The following is a 19,069-nucleotide window of genomic DNA, read 5'->3' as shown; positions in this document are numbered from 1 at the left end:
ACCCATGGCCTGGCGCGGCGAAACCATCGACCGGCGCGGTTTCCTGAAAGCGGCAGGGATCGGCTTCACCGCCGCCCTTTCGCCAAGCTCGCTTATGGCACTCGAACGGGCCGACGCCGTCTACGCTTCGGGCTTCAGGGCGCCCGACGGTTCCTTCGGCATCGCCACCGTTTCCGAGCGCGGTGAGATCATCGATCGTGTGGCGCTGCCCGCCCGTGCTCATGGCATGGCCTATAGTCTCGCCACCGGCCGCGCCGTCGCCTTTGCCCGCCGCCCCGGTACGTTCGCGATGATCTTCGATCCGTCGAGACAGGCGGAACCGATCGTCATCACTTCGCCGGAGAGCCGGCATTTCTACGGTCACGGGCATTTCTCCCCCGATGGCCGATGGCTCTACGCCAGCGAGAACGATTTCGACGGCAATCGCGGCATGATCGGCATCTACGACGCGCGGGAAAAATTCCGCCGCATCGGCGAGTTCGACGCCCATGGCATCGGAACCCATGACATGACGGTTTCCGATGATGGCAACCTGCTCATCATCGCCAATGGCGGCATCGAAACCCATCCGGATTTCGGCCGCACCAAACTCAATCTCGACCATATGGAGCCATCGCTGGTACTGCTCGACGCCAAGACAGGCGCGCTCGTCCAGCGGCACCGCCTGCCGTCTTCACTGAAACAGCTTTCCACTCGCCATCTCGACATCGCCGATGCCGGCCGGATCTGGTTCGCCTGCCAATGGGAAGGCGCGCGCAATACACTCCCGCCGCTCGCCGGCTGGTTCCAAAAGGGCGAGGACCTGTCCTTCGTCTCGCTGCCCGAAGAAACGACCGTCCGGCTCGGCAATTACGTCGGCGCCATCGCCGTCAACCGCCGCGAAGGACTGGTCGGCCTCACCTCGCCGGTCGGCGGCGCAGCCGTGACGCTCGACGCCAGGACTGGCGCCGTCGTGAAGGAAGAGACGGTCCGTGATGCGGCCGGGGTCGGCGCCGCCGCGCATGGCATCGCCGTCTCCTCCTATGAGGGACGGTTCAATGAAACCCGCAGCAAGGTTGCCTGGGACCAGCACATTGTGCGGCTCGGAAACCTTTCCCGCTGATCCTGCTGCCCTAGTTCCGGTGGCATGAACAAAACCGTCGTTATGATCATCTTCATGGTCGCCTGCGTGGCGCTGGGTGCGCTGAGCGGCGCCGGCAATGCACCGGGCGAATGGTACCAGTCACTCAACAAGCCGTTTTTCCATCCGCCGGGCTGGATATTCGCACCGGTCTGGACCGTGCTCTATGTTCTGATCGGGGCGGCGCTTTCTGCGACATGGTTCGACGAAAACAACATGCGGCGCCTGCAGATCTTCGCGGTCCAGGCGGTGCTGAACCTTCTCTGGTCGCCGGCCTTCTTCGGCCTGCATAGCCCCGTGCTCGGCCTCGTCATCATCGTGCCGCTGCTGATCTCGATCATGCTGTTCATCGCTGTGAGCTGGCCCTTGAACCGCTGGGCCGCATGGCTCTTCGTTCCCTATGCCGCCTGGGTCGCCTTCGCGACGCTGCTCAATCTCTCGATCGTCCTCATGAATTAAGCACGCTCGCCCGAAGCGCTTGCGGAACGCAATTCGCCGTGCCAATTTCGCACCTGCGAAAGGGACGGGACATGAACGGGAGAGACGTAGGCGATTTCCGCGAACGGGTGCGGCAAAGCTTCGGCCGCCAGGGCGCGATGGCCATGATGGGTGCGGAATTGACGCGCGTCGAACAGGCCATGGTGGAAATCGAGCTTCCCTTCGATCCGAAACTCACGCAGCAGCACGGCTTTCTGCATGCCGGCGTGATTTCTGCGGCGCTCGATTCCGCCTGCACCTATGCCGCCTACACGGTCATCGAACCCGATGTCTCGATCCTGACCATCGAATTCAAGGTCAACCTGATGTCGCCTGGCCGCGGCGAACGTTTTCTGTTCCGAGGCGAAATCACCAAGCCAGGCTCCACGATCATCGTGGCCGATGGCCGCGCCTATACGATCGGCGACGGCCCCGCCAAACTCATCGCTTCCATGACCGGCACCATGATGGTGATCCGCGGCCGAGAGGATGTCACCGGATGACCGCTTTACCGCACCAGACGCTTCCGATGGGCGAGCCGGCATTTGCCGGCGGCAAATCCATCCTCTTCGTAATGGCCGTCGATGCGGAATATGGCCCGGCGCTGAAATCCCGCATCAGGCCACTGATGACCGGCGTCGGCCCGGTCGAGGCAGCCGTCGTGCTGTCCCACGCACTGACGCGGCTCGAAGCGACCGGCGACCTGCCGGATCTCGTCGTCTCGCTCGGCTCGGCGGGTTCACGCAGCCTGGAGCAGGCCGAGATCTATCAGGCGACGTCCGTGGCCTACCGCGACATGGACGCCTCGCCGCTCGGCTTCGAGAAGGGCCGCACGCCCTTCATCGACCATCCTGCCATCATGCCGCTCCCCTTGCGTATTCCCGACGTCAAGGAAGCCTCGCTTTCGACGGGAGGCAATGTCGTCTCCGGGGCGGCCTATGATCTCGTTGCCGCCGATATGGTCGACATGGAAACCTTCGCCGTGCTGCGTTGCTGCCAGCTCTTCGGCATTCCGTTGATCGGGCTTCGCGGCATTTCCGACGGCAGGCAGGAACTGAAGCACGTCAGCGACTGGACCGAATATCTGCACGTGATCGACCGGAAGCTGGCGGATGCCGTCGACAGCCTTTTCGAAGGCCTCGAGGATGGGGAAATCCTGCCATGATGTGGCGATTTTCCGCCTGAATCCCGGTTGCCAGAATGGGGAACTTTCTTTAAAGGCTCGCCATGACCCAAAACACGACCTTGGCAGCTCATCCCGACAGCATTCTCATCATCGATTTCGGCAGCCAGGTGACGCAGCTCATCGCGCGTCGCATCCGCGAAGCGGGTGTCTACTGCGAAATCCACCCCTTCCAGAACGCGGATGCCGCGTTCAGGAAGCTCCAGCCCAAAGGCGTCATCTTTTCCGGCGGACCGGCCTCGGTCACCGCCGAAGGCAGCCCTCGCGCCCCGCAGGTCGTGTTCGAGCACAATGTGCCGATCCTCGGCATCTGTTATGGCCAGCAGACGCTGGCGACGCAGCTCGGCGGCGTGGTCGAGGGAGGACACGCGGCGGAGTTCGGTCGCGCCGATGTCGAGATCAAGAAACCGAGCCCGCTGTTCGACGGTTTCTGGGAAGTCGGCGGACGTTATCCGGTCTGGATGAGCCACGGCGACCGCGTCACGCAGCTGCCGGAAGGTTTCGAAGTCATCGCGACCTCCGAGAACGCGCCCTTCGCAATCGCTGCCGACGAGGGCCGTCACTATTACTCGACCATGTTTCACCCGGAAGTGGTCCACACGCCGGATGGCGCCAAGCTTCTTTCCAATTTCGTGCACAACATCGTCGGCCTGAAGTCGGACTGGACGATGTCCGCCTATCGCGCCGAGATGATCCGCAAGATCCGCGAGCAGGTCGGAAACGAGCGGGTAATCTGCGGCCTTTCCGGCGGCGTCGATTCCTCCGTCGCGGCCGTCCTCATCCACGAGGCGATCGGCGACCAGCTCACCTGCATCTTCGTCGACCACGGCCTGATGCGGATGAACGAGGCGGAAGAAGTCGTGAAGATGTTCCGCGACAACTACAACATCCCGCTCGTGCATGTGGATGCGTCCGACCTCTTTCTGACGGAGCTTGCCGGGGTTTCCGACCCGGAAGTGAAGCGCAAGACGATCGGCCGGCTGTTCATCGAGGTCTTCGAGGCGGAAGCCAAGAAGATTGCCGAGGACGGCAAGGGGGCGCCCGCCTTCCTCGCCCAGGGCACGCTCTATCCGGATGTGATCGAAAGCGTCTCCTTCTCCGGCGGTCCTTCGGTGACGATCAAGAGCCACCACAATGTCGGCGGCTTGCCCGAGCGCATGAACATGAAGCTCGTCGAGCCGCTCCGTGAACTCTTCAAGGACGAAGTGCGCGCGCTCGGCCGCGAGCTTGGCCTGCCCGACCAGTTCATCGGCCGTCATCCCTTCCCGGGTCCGGGCCTTGCCATCCGCTGCCCCGGCGGCGTGACGCGTGAAAAGCTCGATATCCTGCGCAAGGCGGATGCGATCTATCTGGAGGAAATCCGCAAGGCCGGCCTCTACGACACGATCTGGCAGGCGTTCGCCGTGTTGCTGCCGGTGCAGACCGTCGGCGTCATGGGCGACTATCGCACCTACGACTTCGTCTGCGCGCTGCGTGCCGTCACCTCGGTCGATGGCATGACGGCGGATTTCTATCCCTACGACATGAACTTCCTCGGCCGGACGGCGACCCGCATCATCAACGAAGTCCGCGGCATCAACCGCGTCGTCTACGACGTGACGAGCAAGCCGCCGGGCACGATCGAGTGGGAATAAGGTTCTTTCCTGCCTGAGGATTCGCCGATGGGCCCGTTTCTGTAGGTATTTGGGGTGACCGCCCTTCCTCCGGATGCCGTCCATACGAAGAGCAGCGGGATCCCTGCCGCGATGCAGGTTATCTCCGCAGCACGCTCCATTTCGGCCTGTGCAGATGTTCAGGTCGCGATGTCATTGACCGGTGGCAGCGGAACCGGCAGGCTGGTTTCTCCGAGCCCGCTCCGCAGTTCGATTTCGATGTCCCGGCAGATTTGCGAGATGGGTACGTCATTGGCGCCGCCCTCATACGGGTTGGCACTGCTCTCGCCAACCAGATCGAGCGACATGTATACCCATCCCAGAAGCGCACTGAAGGGAATTGTGAGCCAGATCGCGACCGAGCCGAGCACGCCGCCCAGTTTTTCCATTTCCGCAAAGACCGGGACAATTCCAAACGGCAGCAAGGTGCAGAAAATAATCATGAACATCGAGCTGATGATCGCGTATTGCCGGGGATACGGATTGTTCTTGATACGATCGCAACGCGCCTGCTGGTCGTGGAAGTCGCGTATAAGCTTCATGAGTTCCGAATATACCTGCGGCGGGATGCTGCTGCTCTTGAGCAACCCGTTGACCTGACCCGATTGCCTGTCGAGAAGCGTTATTGCGGGCTGGGGCGATTTCAAGATACTCTCGGCTTCTTCGCCCATCAGCGCACGCAGCTCGCCCGCAAGCGAATTTATGTCCTCTTGGATGCGATACCGCCGCCGGAACTCCGCATTGGCTGCTCGCGCCAAGGATTCCCAAGGCATCGGGCGCCGCAACGCGAACCGCAATGCGGTCATCCATGCGAGGTGGCGATAAATAAGCTGCCTGGCTATCGAGGCGTCCATGAAGTCACGGCAGAGACTCGCCCACATCCGGCTGCTCGCGGTGATCTGCGAAAAGGCCTGCAAAGCCTCATTGCTGCGCGTCAATACCTGCGAATTCTTGAATCCGGCAACGAGCGACACCGTCGTGCCAAGCACGAGCACGATGGACCATGGCACCGAGAATCCGGACATGCCCGGAAGACGATAGGCCGCAACCGCCAGCCCGCTCACCCCGATCATGTAGATGACACTGCGCCGCGACCAAAGGGCGAAATCCAGCAGCCTATAAGAACGACCTACATACATCGAATGTCCGAAGCCCCTAACACAGGCAAGTCACGCTGTTGCGCATTCACGTTCACCATAGAAGGTCAAAGTCGTTTTGGCAGCCCGTTTTGACAGCCTTCCACTCCCATCCGGTTTGCTTGCAGAATTCCGGCGAGACATCGAGAATGCCGGCAAGTGGTGGTTTCGGTCCAGTCGAGTGCGACATCCTCTCGGGCGCCGCGCATGTCAATCTCGGCCTCCGTCCTGTCCGCGGTCATCACCCGTGGCGCGCCCTTCTTCCTGCTCGGCGGGCTGCCGCACCACTGGCGGCTCGGCGTTTAAAAACCCAGCGATTGCTGTGCCGGTTCGGGTGGCGTCAAACGCACCCCCTCAAGCTCCAGCATGCGTGCCTTCGAAGTCGAACCGCCCGGTGCGGAGAAACCACCGAGCTTGCCGCCGGCGGCCAGCACGCGATGGCAGGGTATGATCAGCGCCACCGGGTTTTTCGCCATCGCCTGGCCGACGTCTCGGGCGGCTTCGGGACCCTTGCCGAGCTCCTTGGCGATCGTACCGTAGGTCGTCGTGCGGCCGTAACCGACCCGCCGGGCGGCCGCATAGATGTCCCGGAAGAAATCGTCCTGGCCTTCGAGATCGAGTTTTACAGTCGAGAAATCGACCGTCTCGCCGGAAAAATATCGTTTTACGTTCGCGATGGCTTCTTGGATTTCAGCGGGTGGTGCTGCCGGCTGTGCAGCCGGTATCCGCCGCAGGAGCAGCTTTTCCGTCGAATCCTGGCTCTTGGTCGGCAGCTGGAAACGGGTGATGCCGACATCGTTCCAGGCGATGCCGCAGAAGCCGCCGGCCGTTTCGAAAATGGCATATCGATGCGCAGTCATGATCCTACCTCCGCATTTCACTTAGCTCCAAAATCGTGTTTCCGAACCGAGTCTTCAACCCGATTCTTGCCTTTGTGCGACTGCTTCTCACAGAACTGATGGTTGAGACCCCTTATCTCCGCGTAGTTTTCTCCACGGATACCCCAAGGCACGGCAGCCGGGAGGCTCGCAACTTTTCGCAGGGCGAGGCGGCGGCCGAGGCGCTCTTCGATTCGCTGAAGCGATTGCCCGAAAGATTTGCAAATTAACCATAATTTTAGTTGTTCTTTATTTGTTCTTTACACGATGCGCGAGTCCCCATAAATTGTCCTCAACGGCATGAGGCCGAACTACTATGACGGTAGCAGGATGAGCTTGCGAAAGAAGACAGGCCAGTCCTCGTTTCCCTTTGGCGAGGGCTGGCTTTCCGGACCGAGCCAGCCCGCCCGCCCCAGAAGCAAGCTGATGTTCGTGCTGAAGCCATCGGTACCTCTCAGCCTTGCAATGCATGACGCCGCCAAGCTTCACGCGGCAAACCAGAACGCCCGCGATGCCTATCCTGCCCATCTCCTCCACATGACGCTTCTGTGCATGGAAGGGTTCGACGAACCTCCGGAAGCACTTATCAGGAAGACGCGGCCGGTCGTCGACGACATTCGGGCAAGGCCCCTCCCCGTCACGCTCGACAGCAGCGGCCTGTTCGGCGGGAGACGGCATCTCGCCTTGTACTGCAGCGAGGGAAATCCTCCGGTCACCCGATTTTCCCGGATGCTGAGTCAAACCTTGACCCGTCATAATCTTCCGAACTTCCGGATGGCGGATGCAATGCCTCATGTGACGCTGATCTATGGCTGCGGACGGATCGAAGCTTTGCCGGTCGTGCGGAACTACGCGTGGATCGCCGGCGAGTTCATGCTGGTCTACAGCCACTATGGGGAAACGCGGCACGAGGAATTCGGGCGATGGAGCTTTGATCCGAACGCACCGCCCTATCCCACGCCTCCCGAGCAGCTTCGCTTGAAAATCTGAAAATTTCGACAGCGCTGTCGGACCGGCGAAGGCCGTCGCGTCCTATGTGCCGTCACCAAAACAGGAGAGAAACATGGTCATCCAGAAGCACAGGATCGTCCCGCACCTCTGGTTTGAGAACAATGCGGAAGAAGCCGTCAATTTCTATGTTTCGGTTTTCGAGGATTCCCGCATCACCGATGTTTCGCGTTTCGGAGATGCAGGGCCTGGACCAAGGGGACAGGTGATGGCCATGGGCTTCGAACTCGAAGGCCAGCGCTTCGCGGCGATCAACGGCGGTCCTTGGGCCAATTTCAACGGTGCGGTTTCCTTCCTCATCCATTGCGAGACGCAGGAAGAAATCGACCGCTACCACGGCAAACTGGCCGAGGGCGGCCAGGAGCAGCCGTGCGGCTGGCTGACGGACCGTTTCGGCCTCACCTGGCAGGTCAGCTACGCCAGGCTCGCGAAGATGCTGACCGACCGCGATACAGCACGCGCCGGCCGCGTCATGCAGGCAATGGTGCAGATGAGGAAGATCGATATCGCCAGGCTCGATGCCGCCTATCAGGAGTGAGCGACGCCGCTCCCGTTCAAACCTTGATCGCCAGCCGCAGACCGCCCCAGTGGCGGCCGTTGACAGTGATCGGTGCGGAAATATCCTTCATCAGCACGAATTGGCCGCCGCCCATGTCGCGGCGGTAGGTCTGCACCAGGAACGGTTCCTTGTTGCGCCCTGCGGCAAGGCCCACGCGGTCGTTGAAGATGCGCCGGTTGCGGCAGTTCGCGGTATTCCACAAGGCATCGCCGGACCGCTGGCGCTGCGAGAACTTGCGATTGTGGGTCGGCAGGTAGCCGTTCTCGTCCACTGCGGCGCAGAAGGCGATACGCTCGTCGCCGGCGACGGCCGGCTCCTGGATGTGCGGCAGGACCTGATCGGTAAAGTCCGTGAACCGCGTCATATATTGCACCGGGTCGGTGCCCTGGATGGCTTGGTACTGCCGGTCGAAAAGCGAACCGAGATCGATGCGGCCGGATTTCACCCCAGCCTCGAAGGCCGCCGAAACCTCCGCGGCAAGCGCCATCACGGAACGGATATAGGGACTGTCGGGAGTATCGATACCTGCGCTCGCGGTCGCCTGGATCATCCGTTCGGAGATCGTGACCACTTCGCCCACACGGGACGAGGTCTGCTGCAGCTGATCGTTGGATTTCAGGATCGCATCGGCCGCGGACGCGATCGAAGAGGCGAACTCGGCGCATTGCCGATCGACGGTTTCGGTCGTGCCGACAAGCCCGGACGCGTTGTCCAGGATACGGGTCATCACATCCTCGACGCCCTGAAACGATCCCTGGACCTTCAGTGCGGTCGTCTTGACCCCCTCGGCCGACTGGCTTGCACCTTCGCCCGCCGTCACCAGCCGGTCGATCCGGTTGTTCAGCTGATCGAGCGTCGCCTGGATCGAACTCGTGGTCTGAGAGGTCTGCAAAGACAGAGCGCGGACCTCTGCGGCGACGACGGCAAAACCCTTGCCGGCTTCGCCTGCCCTTGCCGCTTCAATGGCAGCATTGAGTGCCAGAAGGTTCGTCTGCCGGGCAATCGTGCCGATTTCATCCGCCAGCCGCCCCACATCTCCCAATGCTGCAGAAAACAGCCTGATCTCAGCGCCGATCTGCTGGGAGGCGTTGACCATATGATCGATCGCAGCAATGGATCCCGAGAGCTGCTCCGCCTGTTCGTTCAGAACCTGGCGGGCGCCGGTCGTCAACTTGTCGGATTCGCTCAGCGAGCGGGCCACCTGCCCATTCGCCTCCGCAATCGATTGTGCCGATTGCGTCAGGCGCCCCAGCAATGTCGCGTGCCGGGAGGATTGAGCTGCCGTGTCCTGGATTGCGCCGGCGATATCGACCAGATGCAGACCCAGCGCAGACGCTTCCTGTGCCAATTTGGCAACGGAACGCTTCAACACGTCCACATCGGGGGATGCATCCCACGACGATTCATCTTCCTTGATAACCTGCCCGCTCAAGACCACCATCATCTCCCAGAATATTAGGAGATAATAGGATAGGCATGGTTAACGGACAGTTTCCGCGCGCATCCCTCGGAATCTAATACCTTAGGCTGAAGCAGCTGATCCGACCGGGGCCATAAAGCCCCGATATCGTGATCAGATGAGGCGGTCGAAGGCCTTGGGGTCGATGCCGAGGGTGTTCAGATCGCGGCTGGTCGGGCGGCGATGGTTCTCAACGGCAGCCGACACGGAAATCGCGGCGCTCATGACGGCAAAGGCGCGGGTGAAGGCATTGCCACGGGTCTTGGTCTGTACGGACATTTGAATCTCTCCTTTTTTCTTTCCGCTAAAATATGAGGACTGAGCCATTTTTGTGCAATGCACAACAAAACAATGGAGCCATGCAACCGTCACATACCGTTCGTTAACTGCGATGGATTGCTTGCATGGGCGCCATGCCTCTTGGTATCGGTCACGTGAAGGAAGAGGCATCCGATGACGATCACGATCTACGGCATCAAGAACTGCGACACGATGAAGAAGGCGCGCGCCTGGCTGGATGGAAAAGGCATTGCCTATGCCTTCCACGACTACAAGGCGGAGGGTATCGACCGCGTCCATCTCGAGACGTGGACAGAACGCGCCGGCTGGGAAATCGTGCTGAACCGCGCCGGCACCACCTTCAAGGCACTCGGCGATATCGACAAGGCCGATCTCGACCGTGAGAAGGCGATCGGCCTGATGCTCGCACAACCCTCGATGATCAAGCGGCCGGTCCTGGAAGCCGCTGGCAAGCTGATCGTCGGTTTCAAGCCGGAGATTTACGAAGAGGCGTTCGCCGCGATCTGAGCCCAGGGATCTCATGAGATGTCCAAGACCACCCGTGCCACCCAGACGCTCGAAAAGGCAGGCGTCGCCTTCACAACCGTCAGCTATGACTACGATCCGAATGCCGACCGGATCGGCTTGGCTGCGGCGGAGGCGATCGGCGAAGAACCGCAGCGGGTGCTCAAGACCCTGATGGCGGAGGTGGACGGCAAGCCGGTTTGCGTCGTAGTGCCTTCGGATCGGGAGGTTTCGATGAAGAAGCTCGCGAGCGCCTTCGGCGGCAAATCGGCGAATATGATGAAACCCGCCGATGCCGAGCGGGCGACCGGTTATCATGTCGGCGGCATCAGCCCGTTCGGCCAGAGGAAGCCGGTTCCGACGGCAATCGAGATCACCGCGCTCGACGAGCCGCATATCTTCATCAACGGCGGCCAGCGCGGCCTGCAGATCCGGCTCGATCCCAAAGCGGCCCGCGATGCGCTGAAGGCTGTCGCCGCCGCGCTGGTCGCGTGAGGCCGTCATGTCCGAAATGACGAAGACACTTCGCATTCTCGAACCTTATCCGGGTATCTACGCCTATTACGACGGGCGGGTTTCCCGCAAGCGACTGCATGCGGAAGGCCCCAACTGGCTCGACGACGGCGCCTATTCGCTCGGCGTCGCGTCCTATGCGATCGTCGACGGGCAGGAGGCGCTGGTCTACGACACGCATATCTCGCCCGATCACGGGCAGGCGATCCGTGGCCATCTGAACGGCATAGGCGTCACGGGCATCCGCGTCGTGCTGAGCCATTGGCACAAGGACCATATCGCCGGCAATGCGGCGTTTGCCGATTGCGAGATCATCGCCCTGAAGCTCACCGCAGAAAGACTGGCCGAGAACCGGCGGAAGATCGAAACGGCAGATCCGCCGATCGAGCCCGTGGTGATGCCCACGACGACGTTCGGGGAAAAGCTCGAACTTGTCGTGGGAAGGCGGAAGATCGAGCTGCATCATTTCGCGATTCACAGCGCCGACGGCAATGTCGTCTGGCTGCCGGAGGAAAAACTGCTGCTGGCCGGCGATACGCTGGAGGACACGGTCACCTATGTTTCGGAAGCCGCCGAGATCGGCACGCATATTTCGGAACTCGCCCGCATGCGCACCTGGCCGGTCGCCGGGATCCTGCCCGCGCACGGCGATCCGGACCGCATCGGTTCCGGGGGTTACGGGCCGCAACTGATCGATGCCAACCGCGCCTATCTCCGGCGCCTGGCAGGCTCGATTGCCGCCGGCGAAAAGGCCGATCCGCTGTTGAAATCCTTCGTGGCCGAAGAGCTTGCAAGCGGCGCGATCCTCTATTTCGCGCCCTACGAAACGGTCCACGCCAGCAATATCGCGGCGGCCAGGGCGGCGCTCGACCACTGAGCGGCCTTCAATTTCGCCTCAAACGTCTTTAAGTCTTGCGGATCGAACAGGAACAGAGGGCCATCCATGACAATCGTGCCGAACTTTCAAACCGTCGTCGATCCTCAAAAGCTCGAAAAGCTTGCGGAAGTGGCCATCAAGGTAGGCCTCCGGCTGGAGAAAGGCCAGGATCTGGTGATCACCGCGCCGCTCGCCGCGCTGCCGCTGGTGCGCCTCATCACCAAGCACGCCTACAAGGCCGGTGCCGGCATCGTCTCCACTTTCTACAACGACGAAGAGACCACGCTGGCGCGTTATGAACATGCGCACGATGCGAGCTTCGACAAGGCGTCCGGCTGGCTCTACGAGGGCATGGCGAAAGCCTATGAGAACGGTGCAGCAAGGCTTGCAATCTCGGGCGACAATCCGATGATGCTCTCCGGCCAGGATCCCGCCAAGGTGGCGCGCGCCAACAAGGCCAATTCCATGGCCTACAAGCCGGCGCTCGAAAAGATCGCCAACTTCGACATCAACTGGAACATCGTCTCCTATCCCAACCCCTCCTGGGCGAGGCAGGTCTTCCCGGACGTTCCTGAAGACGTCGCCGTCGGCAAGCTCGCGGATGCGATCTTCGCCGCCTCACGCGTCGATCTCGCCGACCCGGTTTCCGCCTGGGCGGAACACAATGCCAATCTCAGGAAGCGCTCCGGCTGGCTGAACGGCGAGCGTTTCTCCGCCCTTCACTTCAGCGGCCCGGGCACGGATCTGACGGTCGGGCTGGCGGACGGCCATGAATGGCATGGCGGCGCCTCCACCGCCAAGAACGGCATCACCTGCAATCCCAATATCCCGACCGAAGAAGTCTTCACCACGCCGCACGCGCTGAAGGTCGAAGGCCATGTGTCGAGCACCAAGCCGCTGTCGCACCAGGGCACGCTGATCGACGACATCCAGGTCAGGTTCGAAGGCGGCCGCATCGTGGAATCCAGGGCCACCAAAGGCCAGGAAGTCCTGAACAAGGTACTCGATACGGACGAAGGCGCCCGCCGGCTCGGCGAAGTGGCGCTGGTGCCGCATTCCTCGCCGATCTCGCAGAGCGGCATCCTGTTCTACAACACCCTCTTCGACGAAAACGCTTCCTGCCACATCGCGCTCGGCCAGTGCTATTCGAAATGCTTCCTGGACGGCGCCTCGCTCAGCCAGGACCAGATCAAGGCGCAGGGCGGCAATTCGAGCCTTATCCACATCGACTGGATGATCGGTTCCGACAAGGTGGACATCGACGGCATCCGCGCCGACGGCTCCAAGGTGCCGGTGATGCGCAAGGGCGAATGGGCCTGATCTCGCTCCAGAGTTGACTTTCTCTCTTCGCCGGCAGGAAACTGAACCTGCCGGCACGTCTGGCGTGTCGGCAATTGATCAGCACGAATGACAAAGAGGGAAACCGGCATGCCATATCCGCTTATCCGTCTGGCGGCGCCGATCGGCGCGGCCCTTCTCGCCATTGCCCCGATCACTACCGCGTCCGCTCAGGAACCAGGCCTCTGGAAGGTCTACAACGAGGCGCTGAAGGGCGCAAAATACGTCGACCTGACCCACACGATCACGCCGAATATCCCGGTCTGGGCGGGCTTCGGAAAGTCTGCCTTCGGCCAGGCAGCGGCCGGTGTCGATCTCGAAGGTTATGCCAAGAAGGGCGAGACCTTCACCTTCGAAAAGCACGGTTTCGCCGCCTCCACCTACAATCTCGCCACCGACCAGCTCGGCACCCAACTCGACCCGCCGGCCCATTGGGCGCCGGAATATGCGGCGATCGACGAGTTGCCGGCCACCTATGCGGTGCGGCCGCTCGTCGTCATCAATATCGAGCCGAAGGTGGCGACCGATCCCGGCTATCACCTGCAGGTCGCGGACATCACAGATTTCGAGGCAAAGCACGGGAAGATACCGGAAGGCTCCGTCGTCTTCGTGCGCTCCGGATGGTACAAAAAATGGCCGGATCCCTCGCTCTCCACCACAAGACCGTTTCCCGGTGTCTCACTCGACGCGCTGAAATTCCTGCATCTGGAGCGGAAAATCCTGTTTCATGGTCATGAGCCGCTCGATACCGATACGACGCCCAATCTCGAGGGCGAATACTGGCTGATGCATAACGGCTTCGCCCAGGCGGAAGGCGTTGCGAATCTCGACAAGGTGCCGGAGACGGGCGCGCTGGTGGCGATCGGATATCCGAAGTTCGGCGGCGGGGTCGGCGGTTATGCCCGTTATGTCGCGATATGCCCGCCGGACTGGCAGCATGGCGTGACGATCGGCTCCGTGCCGGAAGCGCCGTTGCAGAAATTCGACAAGGTGCTGAAGTTCGACGAAAAGGCCGGCATGCGCGTCCGCTAAGCCTTTCCGAGACGCTGGAGCGCGGATTTGACGCGCTCCAGATGAGCCTTGCGCTTTTCGTCCGTGGCGCGGTCCATGTCGTGCAGCGCCAGCATGCGGAAATCGACGCGTCTGTTGCAGAAGATGGCGATGCCACGCCTCAGCTGTCGGCGCACGGGGTCGCCCATGTAGAATTTCACCACCCACCACGGCGAACCGGTGGTGGTGAAGGCCCAGAAGTGGCGGATGTTGGTCAGCAGCGGAATGATCCTGCCGCCCGCCTTGTCGTGGCGGAAGGCGACACCCGGTGCAAAGACGCGATCGAAAAAGCCTTTCAGAACCGCCGGCAGGTTGAACCACCATTGGGGAAAGACGAGTATCAGCGCTTCGGCCGCCTGCAGCCGCGCCACAAGGCCCGCGACATCCGAGGTGTCGTAAGGCACGTCGAAATAACCGCGCCGTTCACTCTCCGTCAGCCGGGGATCGAAATTCTCCCCATAGAGGTCGAGCAGATCGACCGAATGGCCGTTCGCTTCCAGTGTCTCGCGCACGGTCCGCGCAACGGAAGCCGCAAAGCTTTCCGGCAGCGGATGGGCCAGAACCAAGAGGACGCGCATCAGAACAGGCTGCCCTGTTTCGGCGGGTCGCCTGCCGCCGGCTCCGGCTTTGCGGCCTTCTTCTTCGGTTGCGGCGGCATGGAAGGCCGCTCGACCGGCTCGCCACCCTCGCCCGTCACGGCCGCGATGCGGCCATCGGCGAATTCCACGGAGATCGCCAGGCCTTCGCCGATGCCGGCGGCTCGGGTCAACGGCCGGTCGTCCTCGCCACGCACGACCGCAAAACCGCGCTTCAGGACGTTCTTGTAGGAGAGCGACTGCAGCACCCGATCCTGCGCGGCGACGGCCGAACGGCTACGCGCCAGCATATGCGTCAAAGCCGTATCCGACTGTCGGGAAAGCGCCGTCATGTGCTGCCGCTCGCGCTGCAACTGGCCCAGCAGCCTGGCCGGCAGGGATGCAAGCGAGGCGCCGGCCCTGGTGACGCGATTGTGTTCCTTCAGCAATTGCCGTTCCAGGCAGCGTTCGCTGCGGGTGATGCGATCTGCCAGCAATTGCCGCTGCTGCGACAGCCGATTGGCGAGCAGTTCGAGCCGCAGACCGGACGACGCCCGCTCGAAAGCACGGCGTTTCACCACCGTGGTGCGCTCAAGCCCGCGGCCGAGACCGGCGGCCGCCTCGTCGAACCGCCGGCGCGGCAGGGCCAATAACTGGTCGATGGATGGCAGGGCGCGCACCAGCGACCGGACGGATTGACGGCGCAGGTCCATCTGACGGCTGGCGGCACCGCGCAGCCGTGCCGCGAGGTTCGCCAGCTGCGCTTCGAGATCGGCTTTTACGGGCACTGCCATTTCGGCGGCACCCGTCGGCGTCGGGGCGCGCACGTCGGCGGCATGGTCGATCAGCGTCCAGTCGGTCTCGTGGCCGACGGCGGAGATCAGCGGTATCCGGCTTTCGGCCGCCGCGCGCACCACGGCTTCGTCGTTGAAACTCCAGAGGTCTTCCAGGCTGCCGCCGCCGCGGGCGACGATCAGCACGTCCGGCCGCCCGATCGGGCCGCCCGGCTCGACGGCGTTGAACCCGCGGATCGCCGCCGCCACCTCGTCGCCCGAACCTTCGCCCTGCACCTTGACGGGCCAGACGATGACATGCACCGGAAAGCGATCGGATATGCGATGGAGAATATCGCGGATGACGGCGCCGGTCGGCGAGGTCACGACGCCGATCACCTGAGGAAGATAAGGGAGCGGGCGCTTGCGGCTCTGGTCGAACAGGCCTTCGGCTCCGAGCCGGCGCCGGCGCTCTTCGAGCAGCGCCATCAGCGCGCCGGCACCCGCCGGCTCCATGCTCTCGATGACGATCTGGTATTTCGACGAACCGGGGAAGGTCGTCACCTTGCCGGTGGCGATCACTTCCATGCCCTCTTCCGGCCGAAACTTTATTCGCGGAAAGGTGCCCTTCCAAATTACCGCGTCGATGCGGGCGCGATCGTCCTTCAGCGAAAAATAGGCGTGGCCGGAGGAATGCTGACCGCGATAGCCGGAAATTTCTCCACGCACCCGCACGTGGTCGAACGCAGTTTCCACAGTGCGTTTGATTGAGCCGGACAGTTCCGATACCGAAAACTCGGTCAGGTTCGAGGGCGAATCGCTGGCGGTCAAGCTGGTCATATTCTCTATCTAAAGGATGTGCCCTGCAAATTCATCAGCCGGATACGGCAGAGCGGGGATGACCGGAGGCTGAAAAAATCGGCCTGCCAAAGCATTAGCAGATCTAAACGATTGGTTTGAAATAGCTTTTTCCCAAGAGCAATAATCTCGAAGGCCATTTTTGCGACTGACTTTTCCCCAGGCAGGAGAACCGGGCGACAATGGCTGCGAACCCACTCAAGGAGATTTCACCATGTCCGACCGCTTCGCCAATACCCAACCCTCCCTCTCCGGCCCCGCCTCCTCCGGCTTTGCCATTGCCCCCAGTGACAGCATCGACCTGCCGGAAGCCACGCGGGCGCTGTTTGTCGGCATCGGCGGCAATCTGGGCGTCCGGATGCTCTCCGGTGAGACGCTGACATTGTCGAACGTTTCCTCCGGCAGCCTGCTTCCGCTGCGGACGACGCGGGTCTTTGCGACCGGCACGACCGCAGCATCGATCGCCGGCCTGGTGTGACCGAAGTGGACACGACGCCGATCTCCGCCCGGCAAAATCCCAAAAAGGGACACTTTTAGCGGATTTTATCGATGGATCGGTGATTTCTGAGCAGCGCCACGAAAGCTTTTATTAGCAGGTGGCGCATATGCTTTCTCCATTGAGGGCAGAAAGGAGATGTCGAGTGCTGTTCTTGACCGCTGCATCGATTGGCGTTTGCGCCGGCATGATGCGGTCTGCCTTTTCGGTGGCGTTCATCGCATTTCTGATCGTGGCGACGTTCGCGCTTGCGAGCGTGGTTTCCACCGGCCCGACATCCTACCTCGATCTTCTCGTCGCCATCCTCGGTTACAATGCCGGCCTGATCAATTTCATCGCCGGCCTGCTGGTCGTCCGCCGTTTCCGGACAGCTTGAAGCCGTGATCCCGTCAATCCGGCTTCACCCGATAAAGCCAGAACCCCTCGCCACCGCCGATAGCCTCCAGATAGGCCGGTACGGCGCCGCGGGCGAGGTCGGCGTAAAAACCGTCCGGCTTCAGCCGTATTAAGGCTTCCGTCTGCGGGTCGGTCGGGCAGAAGGCGACTGCCGTCACACCGGCGCCTTTGAGGAAAGCCCAGGCGTCTGCCGCCACCGACAGGCCGATATGCAGCTCCGTCAGCATTCCCTTCTGGTCCCTGTGGTAGGGGGCGGAGAGGACACGGTGACCCGTGGCGGCAAGAATTTCCGCCCCGCTGTTGGATGGAGCGGCGACGGTGCCGGGGGGCAATGCGTTGAGCGCCGCCATATCCGCCGGGTTGCCGCATTCGCCCCCTTCCGCCGCGGGAGCACCCGCAAAGGTCATCACGCTTGCATCCATGGCCTGCTGCCAGCCATGCACCGCGGCAACGCCTCCAAGCGCCCAGAGAACCGGCACGGAAGCCAGCATCGTACCGAGATATCCGATCGCGAGGGCGGCGTTTTCGGAGTCGGTTGCGGAGTGCCTGCGAAGATCGGCAATCAGCAGCGACAGCGGCAGAATGCTCAGCAGATTTGCAAAGAAAGCGCCGCGCACCTGCAGCAACGCGACGAGCCAGGACGTGCCGACAAGCGCGAGGAGGACAAGGTGAAACTCGACCTCTTCTCCTCGGAGGCTCCGGAACAGGCACACCGCCATCGCAAACAATCCGGCGGCATAGAAGCCGCCGACCATTTCCGGCTCGGCCGCCGCCACGGCGGTGAACGAGCGCGCTTCGGTTACACCCCTCAGCCAGAGTTCGGTCAGCATCGGATCCAGCGAGGCCAGCGGATCGCCGAGGCATTGCGGCGCGATCAGGCGGGCTGCAAGCAGGAGAAGCGTACCGGTCAGTCCGATCATGCCGAAACGCAATGGGCGGGAAGCAGGCCTCAGGCTGGCGAGCAGGAAAAGCGCCGAGCCCCCCAATGCCGAGAGAGCATAGAAACCCAACGAAAGATTGTCGCAGGTGACCACCCCATAATCCCGCGGCGGCACCGTCGCGAAAAAGGCAGCGGAGACGGAGAGGGTGAGAGACAGCCCGAAGGCACGGGCCGAACCGGCGAACGCCGCGCCGTGCCACACCCATTGCAGGGCAACGCAGCCGCATGCGACAGCGACGAGCGGCGTCGTCTCGGCTCCGACCGCCAATGCGAGAGAAGCGGCAAGGCCGGCTGCGATATAGCTGCGGACGCGTTTTTGCGGATCGGTGAGCAGGGCGGCAAGCCACGTGGCCAGCACGAGCTGGACATTGTGATGATCGAGCGAACCCGGCGCAAAACGGACGCAGGTGAAAAGGAAAAGAGCCCCGAGACCCAGCGCGACATGCATGGCTGCGACACCGCCTATCCGTGAGGCCGCGATCGCCAGCGGCAGGAGCAGCAGCGGCATCAGCAGGACCGGCCAGAGGGTCGCCGCCAGAAGTTCCGCATCTCCTTGCCTCAGAAAAAGCGAAAGGAACCGGATCAGTGCCGCGATCGGCAGGTCGATCAGGCGGGACCAGTGCATCGGCGTGCCCTCGGCCAATCCCAGGCGATATTGCATGAGATCGAACCAGCCCTGCCCGCCGAGGAGATCCCGCACTTCGACGAGCCGCATCACGTCGTCGTTTTCACCTGTCAGATAGACCGGCGAGGCAGGGCGGGAAACGACGAGAAGGGTGGCCGCGACAACGAGCCAATAGGGCAGCATCGCCGGGGCGGGGCGTGAAAGGAGCGGCGCGAGGCCTCCGCCCGTTTCCTGCCCGGAAGGTCTGTATGCCATGATTTCCGTCGCTTTCCGCATTCCCCGGGCACGACGGAAACCTAGCCTTAACCTTACCAAGAAATAGTAAAACCGACGGCGCAGGCGGCTCTGCGTT

Annotated in this window: 21 protein-coding genes; 14 read left to right on the top strand and 7 right to left on the bottom strand. The window is 62.1% G+C overall.

Going from position 1 to position 19,069, the window contains the following annotated elements; all coding sequences use genetic code 11:
- The first annotated feature begins 4 nt into the window (after positions 1–4).
- The 5 genes from DMO26_RS15620 to guaA all read left to right on the top strand — a co-directional run bounded on the left by DMO26_RS15620 (position 5) and on the right by guaA (position 4,414).
- The gene (locus tag DMO26_RS15620; protein ID WP_117193065.1) at positions 5–1,102 is read left to right on the top strand and encodes a DUF1513 domain-containing protein; all 1,098 of its coding nucleotides are present in this window, start codon (positions 5–7) and stop codon (positions 1,100–1,102) included.
- Positions 1,103–1,126: 24 nt separating this feature from the next.
- A complete protein-coding gene (locus DMO26_RS15615; protein WP_117193064.1) occupies positions 1,127–1,579 on the top strand; it encodes a TspO/MBR family protein in 453 nt (150 codons plus the stop codon).
- A gap of 71 nt (positions 1,580–1,650) precedes the next feature.
- Complete coding sequence (locus tag DMO26_RS15610; RefSeq protein ID WP_117193063.1) at positions 1,651–2,100, top strand: PaaI family thioesterase; 450 nt, start codon at positions 1,651–1,653, stop codon at positions 2,098–2,100.
- 26 nt (positions 2,101–2,126) lie between these two features.
- Entirely contained in the window at positions 2,127–2,762 is a 636-nt protein-coding gene (locus DMO26_RS15605; protein ID WP_117193121.1) for a 5'-methylthioadenosine/S-adenosylhomocysteine nucleosidase, read from the top strand.
- Between the two features lie 62 nt (positions 2,763–2,824).
- Positions 2,825–4,414: a glutamine-hydrolyzing GMP synthase gene (guaA, locus tag DMO26_RS15600; RefSeq protein WP_117193062.1), complete on the top strand. Its 1,590-nt coding sequence runs from the start codon at positions 2,825–2,827 to the stop codon at positions 4,412–4,414.
- Positions 4,415–4,572: 158 nt separating this feature from the next.
- Here the strand turns inward: guaA and DMO26_RS15595 are convergent, their stop codons facing one another.
- Together DMO26_RS15595 and DMO26_RS15590 are read right to left on the bottom strand one after the other, a co-directional pair.
- Positions 4,573–5,571, bottom strand: coding sequence for a bestrophin family protein (locus DMO26_RS15595; RefSeq protein WP_117193061.1), 999 nt, complete (start codon positions 5,569–5,571; stop codon positions 4,573–4,575).
- Positions 5,572–5,870: 299 nt separating this feature from the next.
- Positions 5,871–6,428: a methylated-DNA--[protein]-cysteine S-methyltransferase gene (locus DMO26_RS15590; RefSeq protein ID WP_117193060.1), complete on the bottom strand. Its 558-nt coding sequence runs from the start codon at positions 6,426–6,428 to the stop codon at positions 5,871–5,873.
- Positions 6,429–6,782: 354 nt separating this feature from the next.
- On the opposite strand from DMO26_RS15590, the gene DMO26_RS15580 reads away from it, so the two are divergent.
- The gene (locus DMO26_RS15580) at positions 6,783–7,436 is read left to right on the top strand and encodes a 2'-5' RNA ligase family protein (protein ID WP_162894918.1); all 654 of its coding nucleotides are present in this window, start codon (positions 6,783–6,785) and stop codon (positions 7,434–7,436) included.
- A gap of 73 nt (positions 7,437–7,509) precedes the next feature.
- A complete protein-coding gene (locus DMO26_RS15575; RefSeq protein ID WP_117193057.1) occupies positions 7,510–7,992 on the top strand; it encodes a VOC family protein in 483 nt (160 codons plus the stop codon).
- A gap of 16 nt (positions 7,993–8,008) precedes the next feature.
- Here DMO26_RS15575 and DMO26_RS15570 read toward each other — a convergent pair whose 3' ends face one another.
- Both DMO26_RS15570 and DMO26_RS33710 read right to left on the bottom strand, forming a co-directional pair.
- Complete coding sequence (locus DMO26_RS15570) at positions 8,009–9,454, bottom strand: methyl-accepting chemotaxis protein (RefSeq protein ID WP_117193056.1); 1,446 nt, start codon at positions 9,452–9,454, stop codon at positions 8,009–8,011.
- Positions 9,455–9,586: 132 nt separating this feature from the next.
- Positions 9,587–9,751 carry a hypothetical protein gene (locus tag DMO26_RS33710; protein ID WP_162894917.1) on the bottom strand — a complete coding sequence of 55 codons (165 nt, stop codon included), beginning with the start codon at positions 9,749–9,751 and terminating at the stop codon, positions 9,587–9,589.
- 174 nt (positions 9,752–9,925) lie between these two features.
- Between DMO26_RS33710 and DMO26_RS15565 the strand changes: the two genes are divergently transcribed.
- The 5 genes from DMO26_RS15565 to DMO26_RS15545 all read left to right on the top strand — a co-directional run bounded on the left by DMO26_RS15565 (position 9,926) and on the right by DMO26_RS15545 (position 14,036).
- The gene (locus DMO26_RS15565; RefSeq protein ID WP_117193055.1) at positions 9,926–10,279 is read left to right on the top strand and encodes an ArsC family reductase; all 354 of its coding nucleotides are present in this window, start codon (positions 9,926–9,928) and stop codon (positions 10,277–10,279) included.
- A gap of 18 nt (positions 10,280–10,297) precedes the next feature.
- A complete protein-coding gene (gene ybaK, locus DMO26_RS15560) occupies positions 10,298–10,771 on the top strand; it encodes a Cys-tRNA(Pro) deacylase (protein ID WP_117193054.1) in 474 nt (157 codons plus the stop codon).
- A 7-nt stretch (positions 10,772–10,778) separates the two neighbouring features.
- Entirely contained in the window at positions 10,779–11,666 is an 888-nt protein-coding gene (locus tag DMO26_RS15555) for an MBL fold metallo-hydrolase (protein ID WP_117193053.1), read from the top strand.
- 66 nt (positions 11,667–11,732) lie between these two features.
- Positions 11,733–12,986, top strand: coding sequence for an aminopeptidase (locus DMO26_RS15550; RefSeq protein ID WP_117193052.1), 1,254 nt, complete (start codon positions 11,733–11,735; stop codon positions 12,984–12,986).
- Between the two features lie 108 nt (positions 12,987–13,094).
- On the top strand, positions 13,095–14,036 hold the full coding sequence (locus DMO26_RS15545; RefSeq protein WP_205421219.1) for a cyclase family protein: 942 nt from the start codon (positions 13,095–13,097) through the stop codon (positions 14,034–14,036).
- On the opposite strand, the gene DMO26_RS15540 is transcribed toward DMO26_RS15545, so the two are convergent.
- Positions 14,033–14,632: an NAD(P)H-dependent oxidoreductase gene (locus DMO26_RS15540; RefSeq protein ID WP_117193050.1), complete on the bottom strand. Its 600-nt coding sequence runs from the start codon at positions 14,630–14,632 to the stop codon at positions 14,033–14,035. The two genes, DMO26_RS15545 and DMO26_RS15540, sit on opposite strands and share 4 nt — an antisense overlap.
- Complete coding sequence (gene xseA, locus DMO26_RS15535) at positions 14,632–16,242, bottom strand: exodeoxyribonuclease VII large subunit (RefSeq protein WP_117193049.1); 1,611 nt, start codon at positions 16,240–16,242, stop codon at positions 14,632–14,634. The genes DMO26_RS15540 and xseA overlap by 1 nt, the downstream gene beginning before the upstream one ends.
- Positions 16,243–16,474: 232 nt before the next feature.
- Here xseA and DMO26_RS15530 point away from each other — a divergent pair, with 232 nt between their 5' ends.
- Positions 16,475–16,738 (top strand): spike base protein, RCAP_Rcc01079 family, encoded by a 264-nt coding sequence (locus DMO26_RS15530; RefSeq protein ID WP_117193048.1) that lies wholly within the window; start codon positions 16,475–16,477, stop codon positions 16,736–16,738.
- Between the two features lie 163 nt (positions 16,739–16,901).
- Positions 16,902–17,132 carry a hypothetical protein gene (locus tag DMO26_RS15525; RefSeq protein WP_117193047.1) on the top strand — a complete coding sequence of 77 codons (231 nt, stop codon included), beginning with the start codon at positions 16,902–16,904 and terminating at the stop codon, positions 17,130–17,132.
- A gap of 13 nt (positions 17,133–17,145) precedes the next feature.
- Here DMO26_RS15525 and DMO26_RS15520 read toward each other — a convergent pair whose 3' ends face one another.
- Positions 17,146–18,972: a hypothetical protein gene (locus DMO26_RS15520; RefSeq protein WP_117193046.1), complete on the bottom strand. Its 1,827-nt coding sequence runs from the start codon at positions 18,970–18,972 to the stop codon at positions 17,146–17,148.
- Between the last annotated feature and the right edge of the window lie 97 nt (positions 18,973–19,069).

The organism is Rhizobium terrae (assembly GCF_003425685.1).
Lineage (GTDB): Bacteria > Pseudomonadota > Alphaproteobacteria > Rhizobiales > Rhizobiaceae > Neorhizobium > Neorhizobium terrae.
Note: the sequence above shows the minus strand (reverse complement) of the source record. Positions and strands in the feature narration are given on the sequence as shown.